Below are 11,916 nucleotides of genomic sequence, written 5' to 3'. Positions count from 1 at the left end.
AGTCGTTTCCTTTTCATCGGTTTATACTGGCCAGGCGGTTGTCTCCGCCGGTCTTCGGTTTCCTATCCGCCGAAGCGGGACGGCTTGGTCGATCGTGGCATTGCCCCCCGGACCAAGGCCCTGCGAAAGCGTTTGCATATGACAAAGAGGGCCGGTGTGATCCGACCCTGCTCATGATGCCTGCGGGCTATGCTGCCTGTCTCGACGCGCGCGGCATAGCCCACCCCACGCCCGCGTGCAAGCCTGAACCGGGTCGCGCGCCCTGTGTCGGACATCGGCGGGATCTTGCCAGCGCCGAAAAATAGTGTCAGATGCGCGCGCCGGCGATGTCCGGGCCGGGCAGAGATTCGCCCGGAAAACAGGCGATTACCCGCCTAATGTCTGTTCCTCGATGGCCGAAACGCACAGCGCGCCCCGAATCCGCTTATGCAATCGCAGCGTTGCGCGGAACCTCGCAACCCGGTTGCGCGTCTGCTTGATATTCCGCCGTCAGGCCCCAAAATTTTCACGCCGATTCTGCCAGGAGTGCTCTGTGCCAGCCACGCGTTGCCGACCCGCCGTTCGCCCGTCCCGCCGCCATGTTCTGGCGGCATTGCTCTGCTCTGCCACCGTCCCTGCCCTTTTGGGCGCGGGACGCGCGCAAGCGCAGGACGAGGGATCGCCCTTTACCTTTGACGCGCTGACCGAGCGTATGCGTGGCCTTGCCGCCAAAGACCCCGCCCCGCGCGAAGAAATCGAAGGCCCGCTGACCAAAATCGACTATGACGATTTCAACCGCATCCGGTTTCGCCCCGATCACCTGCGCTGGGCCGACGACGAAGCACGCCAGTTTCGCATGAACGCCTTTCACCTCGGCTGGCTGTTCCGCGAGCCGGTGCACCTTTTTGAGCTGGTCGACGGCGTGTCGCGCCCGATGGTCTTTTCGACCGCCGATTTCAACTACGGAGACGTCAAGACCGAGCTGCCGCAGGGGCTTGTACTGCCGGGCGTCGCCGGTTTCCGGCTGATGGCGCCTTTCAACCGCGCCGACCTGTTCGACGAGGTCGGCGCCTTTCTTGGGGCGAGCTATTTCCGCCTGCTGGGACGCCACAACCGCTACGGGCTGTCCGCGCGCGGGCTGGCGGTGAACACCGGTCTGTCGGGCGAAGAGGAGTTTCCCCGCTTTACCGAATTTTACATCGAACGCCCCGCCCCCGGAGCATCGACGATCACGCTTTATGCGGCGCTGCAAAGCGAGTCTGTGACCGGCGCCTATCGCTTTGTCATCGCGCCGGGGCTGACCACGGTGGCCGACGTGACCGCGCGGCTGTTCTTTCGCAACGACATCGAACAGCTTGGCATTGCGCCGCTCACGTCGATGTACCTGTTCGGGGGCGCCGATCCGGGCGATTTCAACGATTTCCGCCCCGCCGTTCACGACACTGACGCGCTGGTGCTGAATTCAGGCCGGTCGGAAACCCATTTCCGCCCGTTGTCCAACCCGCCCCGGCTGGCGAGTTCTTATCTGGGGATGCAAAGCCCGCGTTCCTTCGGGCTTGTGCAGCGCGAGCGCAGCTTTGACCAATATCTTGACGCGGAATCGCATTACGAGCGGCGCCCGTCGCTGATCGTCGAACCGCTGGGCGACTGGGGCGACGGAACCGTGCGGCTGCTGGAAATCCCCACCAAGACCGAAACCAACGACAACATCGTGTCGTTCTGGATTCCAAAGGCCCCGGCCAAGGCCGGCGGCACGATGGAATTTTCCTACCGGCTGCACTGGGGCATGTCGCCAGAGGGCGACGGTGACGTCAATCGGGCACGCGTGCTGCGCTCGCGCGTGGGTGAGGGCGGTGTCGCCGGGGTCGAGACCCGGCACGATCGGCGGAAATTCGTCATCGATTTCGCAGGTGGCGCGCTGTCGGAACTTCCGCCCGATGCAGCGGTTGTGCCGGTAACAAGCGTCGCACGGGGCGAGATTTCCGAAGTGGTGCTTTCGAAGACAGACGAAGATGGCGTCTGGCGTCTGGTGATCGAAGCAGTCACCGAGCCCGGCACCTCGATGGAAATGACCGCCAGGATCGAAGGCTTCGGACAAGTCCTGTCGGAAACCTGGCTCTTTCAATGGATGAGACAATGACCATGCACGCCCGAACTTCGCACGATCAGATCCTTGCCCCCGCTCCCGAAAGCTGGGCGCCGGCGCCGGCGCCTCTGGACATGCCCCAGCAGGTGCTCGAACGCAGCGCGGCGCGGGTGTCGCCCCTTGCCGCCCTATGGATGCTGCTGACCCGACAGAGCGCCTGAGCATGGGCGCACGCGTCGATCTCGCCACCGCCGCGGCCCGCGCCATCGCGTTGGCCCTGACCGTCCTTGCCGCTGTCGTCGCGACCTGGCTTACGCTTGAGGCGTCGATACAGGATGGCGTGCAGGTGTGGGATGTCGCGCGCGCCGTGCTCATTCTCGTCACCACGGGCTGGCTGGCCTGGGGGGCGGTGCTGGGGATCAACGGGCTGGTCGGGCGGCAGGCCACCGCGCCCGCGCCGCAGATCACCGGGACACAGCCGCGCACGGTCGTGCTTGTCCCGATCTGCAATGAAGACCCGGTCGCCACCTTCGCCCGCGTTGCCGCCATGGACCGTTCGGTGTCCGCAGCCGGAGTTGCCACCGACATCGCCATCCTGTCCGACACCCGCGACGAAACGCTTGCCGCGGTGGAACGCGTGACCTTTGCCAGGCTGTTGCGGGAGACCGGCGGCGAGGGCCGGATCTTTTATCGCCGCCGCACCGACAACCGGGGCCGCAAGGCGGGCAACATCGAGGACTTCTTCCGCAGCAACGGCGGCGCTTATGAATTTGCAGTGATCCTCGATGCCGACAGCCTGATGGAAGGCAGCGCCATCCGCGAGATGATCGCCCGGATGCAGGCCGATCCCAGGCTCGGCCTGTTGCAAACCCTCCCCAAGGTCGTCGGCGCTCACAGCTTTTTCGGGCGTGCCATGCAATTCGCATCGGTCTTTCACGGGCCGGTTTTCACCCGCGGGCTTGCCCGGCTGCAAGGCCGGACCGGCCCGTTCTGGGGGCACAACGCCATCGTGCGGGTGCATGCCTTCGTGCAAAGCTGCGGTCTGCCCGAACTGGGCGGCAAACCCCCGTTCGGCGGGCATATCCTCAGCCATGACTACGTCGAGGCGGCACTGCTGGCGCGCGCAGGCTGGACCGTCAAGGTGGAACAGGACATCGACGGGTCCTTCGAAGAGGGCCCCGAGAACCTGCTGTCATACGCCCGCCGCGACCGCCGCTGGTGCCAGGGCAACCTGCAACATATCCGCCTGCTGACCGCGCCGGGCTTTGCCCTGTGGAGCCGGTATGTGTTCGTGCAGGGGATCTTCAGCTATCTGGTGTCGCTGCTCTGGGCGGCGTTTCTGGTGGCGACCGTCGCGGGCACCGTGCTTGCGCCCGAACCGGATTATTTCCCCGACATGCACCAGCTTTACCCGGTGTTCCCGTCTGATCGCTCGCGCGAGATCACGGCGCTGTTCTTTGGCATCGTCGGCCTGCTGATTCTGCCGAAGGTCGCGATCCTGTGGCAGGCCTCGGCCACGGGGCGTGCGCGGGGGTTCGGTGGTACGCCGGGCGCGCTGCGCTCGGTGCTGACCGAGATCCTGCTGACCTCGGCCATCGCGCCGGTGATGCTGATGTTCCAAAGCCGCGCGGTGCTTCAGGTTCTGTCGGGTCAGGACGGGGGCTGGCCCGCGAACGCCCGGGGCGAAGGCCGCCTCGGCGTACGCGAAGGCGTCGCCGCAAGTTGGTGGATCGTCATCACCGGCGGCATCATTCTTGCCTCGGTCTACTTTCTCGCACCCGGCCTGACGCTGTGGCTGCTGCCGGTGGCCCTGCCGATGATCGCCGCACCCTGGCTGATCGCGTTCAGTTCGCGGTCCGGTGGCCGGTCGATGTTCATCGTTCCCGAAGAATTCCACCCCCCCGCTGTCGTCCGGACCTATCGCGACATCCACAGCCGCTGGACCATACCCGGCAACACAGAGACACCGGAACCCGAACCGGCGATGCAGCCCGCGTCCTGAAAGCAGCATGTGGCGCCCCCGGCCGGGGCGCCGGTCAACAGTAATTCTGCGGACCGACCCACTGGTTCGACGCGTAGCGGTCGCCGTGGCACCAGCCCACCGGCAATATCTGTTCGATCCGCGCCATATCCTGCGGCGTCAGATCGGTGTTGGCCCCCGCAACCAGCTCATCGAAATGGCCGACCGACCGGGTGCCCGGTATCGACACCACATGATCGCCCTTGTGCAGCCCCCAGGCGATGGCAAGCGCAGCGGTGCTCAGCCCCATCTGCGCGGCCAGCGCCCGAAACGGCGCCAGCGCCGCAAGGTTGAAATCGTGGTTCGGCAAGGTGAAGCGCGGGTTGACCGACAGAAACGGATTGGTTTCGATCCGCGCGCGCGGGATGGGGCTGTCGGTCAGCAACGACCGCCCCACCGGCGAAAACGCCACCAGCGCAGTGCCCAGCTCGGCGCAGGTCTGGATCAGCCCCAGCTCGGGCGCGCGGGTCTGAAGCGAATATTCCGACTGCACGGCGCCTACAGGATGTTCGGACGCCGCACGCCGCAGCGTCGACGGCGCGATTTCCGAAAACCCGATTGCGCGGCATTTGCCCTTTTCAACCAGACGGCCCAGCGTTCCGGCCACCTCTTCGGGGGGCAGATCGGCCTGATGGCGATGCGCATAGAACAGATCGACGTGATCGGTGCCCAACCGCCTGAGCGAGGCGTCAAGCTGCGCCTCCATGTAGTCCGGCGCATTGTCGATGACGCGGTTTCCGTGCGCATCGCTGGAGATGCCAGCCTTGGTAGCGATATGCACCGTATCGCGGGCGCCGGAATTGGCCGCCAGCCAGGTGCCGATCACCGTTTCCGACCGGCCCGCCCCATAGATGTTGGAGGTGTCGATGTGGGTCACCCCCACCTCGCGCGCCCGGTCCAGGACCGCGTGCGAGTCCGCCTCGCAGGTCTCGCCGTAGAAATCCGAAAACGACATCGCGCCAATCCCAAGAGCCGACACCTCGGCCCCCCCGATCATTCTGGTCTTCATCCGTGCGTCCTTGCGTAAGCGGCATCCACCGCGGCGATGGCAGCAGACACCGCCGCGCCAATATCCATGTCGGACGTATCCAGCACGACCGCATCGCCCGCCGCAAGCAAAGGCGCATCGGCCCGGCTTGAATCGCGATGATCGCGCTCGCGCGTGTCGGCCAGCACCGTCTGGTAATCGGTCTGCACGCCGTTTGCGCATAGTTCATCGTAACGGCGCCGGGCGCGGACTTCGGCGCTGGCGGTGATAAACAGCTTTGCCTCGGCATCCGGACAAATCACGGTGCCGATATCACGCCCGTCCAGCACCGCCCCCCCCGCGCGGCGCGCATAGGCGCGCTGGAAATCCACCAGAGCGGCGCGCACCTCGGGGATCACGGCGACCTTGCTGGCGGCCTGCGCCACCTCGGGGATGCGCAGCCCGTCCGCAGCAAGGTCTTCGGCCAGCAGCGCCTTGGCGGCGGCGACCGGCTCTTGCCCGTCCAGCATCCGGCGGCCCACCGCGCGATACAGCAACCCGGTGTCCAGATGGCCAAAGTCGTAATGCCGCGCGACCGCCTTGCTGATCGTCCCCTTCCCCGAGGCCGCAGGCCCGTCGATGGCAATGGTAAAGCCCATGTCGGCACCTTTTCTCAGCTCATTCGGCCCCGGTTATGACCAGCCGCGCCCTGTGCTTCAACCCCGAGGCCGCCGCGAGGTTTCACGTCTCGCGCGCAATATCCGCCCCCAGCGCCGTCATCAGCGGCTCGAAGGTCGGAAAGGACGTGGCAATCGGTCCACCGTCGTCGACCCGCACCGGGTCCTGCGTCGCAAGACCCAGCACAAGGAACGACATGGCGATGCGATGGTCCAGATGGCTGACCGTGACCGCGCCGCCGCGCACATTGCCATGGCCACGCCCGTACACGGTCCACCAATCCTCGCCCTCGTCGACATCCACACCATTCGCGCGCAGACCCCTGGCCATGGCGTCGATCCGGTCGCTTTCCTTGACGCGCAATTCCCTGACGCCGGGCATGTGGGTCGTGCCGCGCGCAAACGCAGCCACCACCGACAAGACCGGATATTCGTCGATCATGCTGGCGGCCCGCTCGGGCGGCACCTCGATGCCCACCAGATCGGGCGAGAATTTCGCCCGCAGATCCGCCACCGGCTCGCCGCCCTCTTCGCGCATGTTCTCAAACGTCAGGTCCGCGCCCATGTCCCGAAGCGTAAAGAACAGGCCTGCCCGCGTCGGATTCAGCCCGATATTGGGCACCACAACATCCGAGCCTTCGGTGATGATCGCGGCACAGACCGGAAACGCCGCCGAGGACGGATCGCGCGGCACGACGATGGTCTGCGGGCTCAGTTCGGGCTGCCCGTGCAATACGATCACGCGGCCCTCAGCCCTGTCCTGCGTTTCAATCACCGCGCCAAAGCCGGTCAGCATCCGCTCGGTATGGTCCCGCGTCGCCTCACGCTCGATGACCACGGTCTCGCCGGGGGCGTTCAGCCCCGCCAACAGCACCGCGGACTTCACCTGCGCTGAAGGCACCGGAGTGGCATAGCGCACCGGCAACGGATCGCGCGCGCCGATGACGGTCATCGGCAAACGCCCGCCGGAACGCCCATGCGCCTGAGCACCGAACAACGCCAAAGGGTCCGTCACACGCGCCATCGGGCGCTTGTTCAGGCTGGCATCCCCCGTAAAGGTCGCGGTGATCGCCGTCGTGGCCATCGCCCCCATGACCAGACGCACCCCGGTGCCCGAATTGCCGCAGTCGATCACCTGCCCGGGCTCGCAAAACCCGCCGACGCCAACGCCCTGCACATGCCAGGTCTCGCCACGCTTCTCGACATCAGCGCCAAACGCACGCATCGCCGAGGCCGTGTCCAGCACGTCCTGCCCCTCAAGCAACCCGGTCACCCGCGTCTCTCCCACCGCCATCGCCCCGAGGATCAGCGAGCGGTGAGAAATCGACTTGTCCCCCGGAACATGCGCCTCACCGCGCAGCCCCGAAGACCTGCGCGCAATCATCGGTATCGCTTCCCCGTGACCTGACATGACACCTTCTCCGTTATCGCTCACGCCGCCCTTAGCAGCGCGGAGCGCGCCCGTCCATCACGGCCCGCTCCCTCGCCACCCCATCGCGGCGCGCGCCCCTTCATCTTGCCCGATAAACTCCGGGGGGAGCCGCAGGCGGGGGGCTGGCCCCCCTCTGCCCCGTCACACCCGGCGGAACGTCAGGTAGTGCGGCACCCGCCCCTCGCGCAGCGCCTTTTGCTCGTAGCGGGTGGAATACCAGTCCTCCCAGGGCGCGCGCCAGTCGCCGGGCCGCTCTGCCAGCCACTCGAATCCCGCCTTTTGCACCTCGACCAGCGCCTGTCGCACATAATCGGGAATATCTGTGGCCACGCGAAAAATCGCACCGGGCTTCAGCACCCGCGCCAGCGGATCAAGATGCTCCGGCGTCACGAACCGGCGCCGGTGATGGCGCTTCTTCGGCCAGGGGTCGGGATACAGCAGGAACGCCCTGTCAAGGCAAGCATCGGGCAGCACGTCGAACAGATTGCGCACATCTCCCGGATGCACCCGGACATTGCCCACGCCCGCACGCCGGATCTTGCCCAGCAGCATCGCCACACCGTTGATATAAGGCTCACACCCGATGATCCCCGCCTCAGGATGAACCGAGGCTTGATGGACCATATGTTCCCCACCGCCAAACCCGATCTCAAGCCATACCGGCAAACCCTCGAACAGCGCCGCCACATCCAGCGGCGCCCGGTCCGGGTTGACGTCCCAATCGACCGGACCGGGCGACAATTGCGCAAGATCCTCATTCAGATAGGTTTCCTGCGACGCCTTCAGGGTCTTGCCCTTCACGCGGCCGTAGAAATTTCGCCAGGGGGCGTCGGGGTGCTTGTTTGACGTGGTCATGGACGCGGCATGTAACGCGGCGCCGGGCGCGGGGCAAGACGTCACCGCCCCGCGCGACAGCGGCAAAATTTTTAGATAAAAATTTTGCCGCCCCGGTTCAAAGAGCGCGCTTCAGCGCCTCGCCAAGATCGCAGCGTTCCCAGGAAAAACCGCCGTCCGCCTCGGGCGCCCGTCCGAAATGCCCATAGGACGCCGTGCGTTCATAAATCGGCTTGTTCAGGTCCAGATGGGTGCGGATGCCGCGCGGCGTCAGATCCATGATCTGCGGAATCGCCGCCTCGATCGCGGCTTCGCCCACCCTGCCGGTGCCGTGGGATTCCACATAGATCGACAGCGGGCGCGCCACGCCGATGGCATAGGACAGCTGCACCGTGCAGCGTTCCGCCAGCCCCGCCGCCACGATGTTCTTGGCCAGATAGCGCGACGCATAGGCGGCCGAGCGGTCCACCTTGGTCGGGTCCTTGCCCGAAAACGCGCCCCCCCCATGCGGCGCCGCACCGCCATAGGTGTCCACAATGATCTTGCGCCCGGTCAGCCCCGCGTCGCCATCCGGCCCGCCGATCACAAAGGTGCCGGTCGGATTGACCCACCAGTCGGTGGCGTCGGTCAGCCAGCCATCAGGCAGGACCTCGCGAATGTAGGGTTCGACGATCGCGCGCACATCCGCCGAGCTCAGCGAGGCGTCCAGATGCTGGTGCGACAGCACCACCGAGCTGACCCCCACCGGCTTGCCGCCTTCGTAGCGCACCGAAAACTGCGATTTCGCATCCGGCCCCAGCATCGCCTGTTCCCCGGATTTGCGCGCTTCCGCCAGACGTTTAAGCACCGCGTGGGAATACAGGATCGGCGCCGGCATCATTTCGGGCGTCTCGTTGGTGGCGTAGCCGAACATGATGCCCTGATCGCCCGCTCCTTCGTCGCCGCGCTCGCCGGTGACACCTTGGGCGATATGCGCCGACTGTTCGTGCAGCAGGTTGGTGATCTCGACCGTTTCCCAGTGAAACTTGTCCTGCTCATAACCGATGTCGCGGATACAGGCGCGCGCGATGTCGGGGATTCGCGCCACACAGTCGTGCAGCCGGTCCTTGTCGGTCAGCCCGACCTCGCCGCCGATGATCACGCGATTGGTGGTGGCGAAGGTTTCGCAGGCAACCCGCGCCAGCGGATCCTCGGCGATCAGGGCATCAAGGATGGCATCCGAGATGCGGTCGCAGACCTTGTCAGGATGCCCCTCGGACACCGATTCCGAGGTGAAGATGTAGTTTTGTCGGGACATAAGCGCTCCATTAGGTACCGGTCGTCACGCCAGGAAGCCGTTGTGACGAGGATATGACGCATGAGAGCTAGGACTTCGTTAAAGCACCGTCAATACGAAACGCAACGGCGGCGCAGGAAAGCGGCCAGCCCCAGCAGAAAAAGCCCCGCCAGCGCGGGCAGATCCCCCACGCGGCTATAGGGCGTGACGCGCAACGGCGGCGGCAGCGGGCCGTCCAGGAATCCCGCCTCGCCCAACGGCAGGCTGTCCAGCACCCGGCCGGCCCCGTCGATCACCGCCGACACGCCGGTGTTGGCCGCACGCACCAACGGCAGCCCCTGTTCGATGGCGCGCATCCGCGCCTGCGCCAGATGCTGGTAAGGTCCGGAAAAGCTGCCGAACCAGGCATCGTTGGTGACCTGCAACAACAGCGCCGGGCGCAGGGGCGCCACGCGGGTATCCTGGGGGAACACCGCCTCATAGCAGATCAGCGGCAGCGCCAGACCGATGTCGCCGCCAAGGTCCACCATCCGTGGGCCCGGCCCCGCCGCATAGCCAGACGCCGCGCGCTGCGCCAGCCCGCCGATCCCGATGTGACGAAACAGCCCCGGCGCGGGCATGTATTCGCCGAAAGGGACAAGGTGGTGCTTGTCATAGATCGCCTCGATACGCGGCCCCAGCCCCGCAATAACCAGGGAATTGTAGTAACGCCCGTCGTCTTCGCGCTGGATTCCCAGCGCGACCTTGGCGGGCAGCGCAGCATCGGTGACAACGCCCAGCAGTTCGTCGGCGTTGTTCAGCAACGTCGGCACGGCTGTTTCGGGCCAGACGATCAGCGCGGGACGCGACAGGCCGTTCTGCGCCGGTTCGGCAGTGAATTCGACCTGGCGGTCAAAGAACCGCTGCATATGGGCACGATCCCATTTCTCGTGCTGCGCCGCGTTGGGCTGCACAAGACGGACCACCGGCCGCCCCGTCAGGTCCTGAAGCGGAGGGGTCAGCGCCATGCCGCCTCCGATCAACGCCCCCAGCAGCGCAACCGCTGCAAGACCCGGCACCAAGGGACGCCGCGCACGCAACGCGCCCACAATCAGCGCCCCAAGACCGACAGTCACGACATTCAGGCCGTGCGGACCGATCACCGCGCTCCATTGGATGGCCGGGGTTTCCAGCCAGAACGCGCCGACCAGCGCCCAGGAAAAGCCTGTGAACACATAGGATCGGGCAAATTCGGCCGCCGCCCAGCACACCGCCAGCGCAAACGGGCGTCGCCGAAGAGGGGCATGGGCGGCGCCCCAGAACGCGACGCCCCAGAACAGCGCCAGCCCCGCCGCCAGAAAGAACAGCGCAAAAGGCGCCATCCAGCCCGTGGTCGCGGCGTCAACCTGAAACGGTTCGATAACCCAGCCCAGCACCAGGCCGAAATACCCCAGCCCCACACCCCAGCCCGCCCCCAGCGCGCCCTTCAAAGAGCGGGCCGAGGCAAACATCGCCACCGCGCCGACAAGCCCCGCCAGCGCGAGCCACGGCAGGTCCCATGGGGCCTGCCCCAGACCCAGAATCGCACCGCTTGCGATGGCAAGCGGCAGCCTGGCCCACGCGGGCAACGCCCCCGCACCGGCGCGACTACGCGTATCAGCCACGCAGATCCTCCGGGGGCGGCGCAAGCGCGACACGCGCCGGAAGACTGGCCGCGGGCTTGCCCGCCGCCCCCGCCGCCATGGCGTGGGGCAGAACCCGCAGACGCTTGATGCGGCGCGGATCGGCATCCACCACCTCGAAATCGAAACCGCCCGGATGAGGCACGACCTCGCCCCGCGCGGGCACATGCCCCGCAAGCATGAAGACAAGCCCGCCCAGCGTGTCGATCTCTTCCTCGTTGATCTCTTCGCCTTCGGTCAGCCCCAGCCCGGTCGCCTCTTCGAATTCCTCCAGCGGGGTCTTCGCCAGCGCCAGCCAGCTGCCCGAGCCTTCGCGAAAGAAATTGCGGCCCTCGTCGATGTCATGCTCATCCTCGATTTCGCCGATCACCTGTTCGATCAGATCCTCGATGGTCAGCAACCCGTCGACCCCGCCGTATTCGTCGATCACCAGTGCCATGTGCCGCCGTTCCGTCTGCATCTTGGTCAGCAGCACGCCGATCGGCATCGAGGGCGGCACGAATACCAGCGGGCGCAGCATCCTGGCCAGGTCGAATTCATCGTCCGAGCCGTTGAAACCGTAGCGCAGCGCGAAATCCTTGAGGTGCGCCATGCCGACAGGCGTGTCGAGCGTGCCCGAGTAAACCGGCAGGCGCGTCATGCCGCTTTCGCGAAAGACCTGCACCAGTTCCTGCTTGGTGATGGTATCGGGAACCGCGACGATGTCCGCCTTGGGAATCGACACATCCTCGACCCGCATGTTGCGCAGGTTCAGCATGCTCGGGCTTGGCTGCGCCAAGGGCGCCGACCCGGTCGTGCTGGTGTCGTCCGGCGCGTCGCCGTCAGATTTCAAACCCCCGAAGATGCGGCGAAAGATGCCTTCGCCCCGATCCTGGTACTGTTCCGAATGTCTACCCGACCGCGCGCTGTGCGCTGCCGTAGACGATGCGTCGCTGTCGCCCATCTGTCCTTTTCCGTTGTCGAGGCCGTGGCCCCCTTGGTCCG

10 protein-coding genes and 1 riboswitch are annotated in these 11,916 nt (G+C 66.0%); of the genes, 3 read left to right on the top strand and 7 right to left on the bottom strand.

Features of this window, described 5'->3' with window-relative positions; all coding sequences use genetic code 11:
* The first annotated feature begins 532 nt into the window (after positions 1 to 532).
* The 3 genes from ATI53_RS01570 to mdoH are packed head-to-tail and all read left to right on the top strand — an operon-like array spanning position 533 to position 4,067.
* A complete protein-coding gene (locus ATI53_RS01570; protein WP_034453444.1) occupies positions 533 to 2,119 on the top strand; it encodes an OpgD/OpgG family glucan biosynthesis protein in 1,587 nt (528 codons plus the stop codon).
* A complete protein-coding gene (locus tag ATI53_RS23145; RefSeq protein WP_170134509.1) occupies positions 2,116 to 2,286 on the top strand; it encodes a hypothetical protein in 171 nt (56 codons plus the stop codon). Before ATI53_RS01570 ends, ATI53_RS23145 begins: the two co-directional genes overlap by 4 nt.
* A 2-nt stretch (positions 2,287 to 2,288) precedes the next feature.
* Positions 2,289 to 4,067 carry a glucans biosynthesis glucosyltransferase MdoH gene (gene mdoH, locus ATI53_RS01565; protein WP_009506739.1) on the top strand — a complete coding sequence of 593 codons (1,779 nt, stop codon included), beginning with the start codon at positions 2,289 to 2,291 and terminating at the stop codon, positions 4,065 to 4,067.
* Positions 4,068 to 4,101: 34 nt separating this feature from the next.
* On the opposite strand, the gene ATI53_RS01560 is transcribed toward mdoH, so the two are convergent.
* The 7 genes from ATI53_RS01560 to ATI53_RS01530 all read right to left on the bottom strand — a co-directional run bounded on the left by ATI53_RS01560 (position 4,102) and on the right by ATI53_RS01530 (position 11,875).
* Positions 4,102 to 5,094, bottom strand: coding sequence for an aldo/keto reductase (locus ATI53_RS01560; protein ID WP_111549580.1), 993 nt, complete (start codon positions 5,092 to 5,094; stop codon positions 4,102 to 4,104).
* The gene (locus tag ATI53_RS01555; RefSeq protein WP_009506741.1) at positions 5,091 to 5,711 is read right to left on the bottom strand and encodes a (d)CMP kinase; all 621 of its coding nucleotides are present in this window, start codon (positions 5,709 to 5,711) and stop codon (positions 5,091 to 5,093) included. Before ATI53_RS01555 ends, ATI53_RS01560 begins: the two co-directional genes overlap by 4 nt.
* Before the next feature lie 82 nt (positions 5,712 to 5,793).
* The gene (aroA, locus tag ATI53_RS01550; protein WP_111549579.1) at positions 5,794 to 7,140 is read right to left on the bottom strand and encodes a 3-phosphoshikimate 1-carboxyvinyltransferase; all 1,347 of its coding nucleotides are present in this window, start codon (positions 7,138 to 7,140) and stop codon (positions 5,794 to 5,796) included.
* Between the two features lie 162 nt (positions 7,141 to 7,302).
* Positions 7,303 to 8,016, bottom strand: a complete 714-nt coding sequence (gene trmB / locus ATI53_RS01545; RefSeq protein ID WP_009506743.1) for a tRNA (guanine(46)-N(7))-methyltransferase TrmB — start codon at positions 8,014 to 8,016, stop codon at positions 7,303 to 7,305.
* A 97-nt stretch (positions 8,017 to 8,113) separates the two neighbouring features.
* On the bottom strand, positions 8,114 to 9,292 hold the full coding sequence (gene metK, locus ATI53_RS01540; RefSeq protein WP_009506744.1) for a methionine adenosyltransferase: 1,179 nt from the start codon (positions 9,290 to 9,292) through the stop codon (positions 8,114 to 8,116).
* Between the two features lie 3 nt (positions 9,293 to 9,295).
* Positions 9,296 to 9,344: riboswitch (SAM-SAH riboswitch) on the bottom strand.
* A 37-nt stretch (positions 9,345 to 9,381) separates the two neighbouring features.
* Positions 9,382 to 10,914: an apolipoprotein N-acyltransferase gene (gene lnt, locus ATI53_RS01535; RefSeq protein WP_111549578.1), complete on the bottom strand. Its 1,533-nt coding sequence runs from the start codon at positions 10,912 to 10,914 to the stop codon at positions 9,382 to 9,384.
* A complete protein-coding gene (locus ATI53_RS01530) occupies positions 10,907 to 11,875 on the bottom strand; it encodes a hemolysin family protein (protein ID WP_009506746.1) in 969 nt (322 codons plus the stop codon). The genes lnt and ATI53_RS01530 overlap by 8 nt, the downstream gene beginning before the upstream one ends.
* Positions 11,876 to 11,916 lie beyond the last annotated feature (41 nt).

Origin of the sequence: Salipiger aestuarii, assembly GCF_003259905.1 — a bacterium.
Taxonomy (GTDB): domain Bacteria; phylum Pseudomonadota; class Alphaproteobacteria; order Rhodobacterales; family Rhodobacteraceae; genus Salipiger; species Salipiger aestuarii.
The sequence above is the reverse complement of the archived record's forward strand: the minus strand, read 5'-3'. Positions and strand labels throughout refer to the sequence as shown.

What these genes read in the sequence shown, in the direction of transcription:
- aroA (WP_111549579.1), bottom strand. Translation starts at nt 7,140, where the DNA reads ATGTCAGGTCACGGGGAAGCGATACCGATGATTGCGCGCAGGTCTTCG.
- ATI53_RS01555 (WP_009506741.1), bottom strand. Translation starts at nt 5,711, where the DNA reads ATGGGCTTTACCATTGCCATCGACGGGCCTGCGGCCTCGGGGAAGGGG.
- ATI53_RS01530 (WP_009506746.1), bottom strand. Translation starts at nt 11,875, where the DNA reads ATGGGCGACAGCGACGCATCGTCTACGGCAGCGCACAGCGCGCGGTCG.
- trmB (WP_009506743.1), bottom strand. Translation starts at nt 8,016, where the DNA reads ATGACCACGTCAAACAAGCACCCCGACGCCCCCTGGCGAAATTTCTAC.
- ATI53_RS01560 (WP_111549580.1), bottom strand. Translation starts at nt 5,094, where the DNA reads ATGAAGACCAGAATGATCGGGGGGGCCGAGGTGTCGGCTCTTGGGATT.
- mdoH (WP_009506739.1), top strand. Translation starts at nt 2,289, where the DNA reads ATGGGCGCACGCGTCGATCTCGCCACCGCCGCGGCCCGCGCCATCGCG.
- metK (WP_009506744.1), bottom strand. Translation starts at nt 9,292, where the DNA reads ATGTCCCGACAAAACTACATCTTCACCTCGGAATCGGTGTCCGAGGGG.
- ATI53_RS23145 (WP_170134509.1), top strand. Translation starts at nt 2,116, where the DNA reads ATGACCATGCACGCCCGAACTTCGCACGATCAGATCCTTGCCCCCGCT.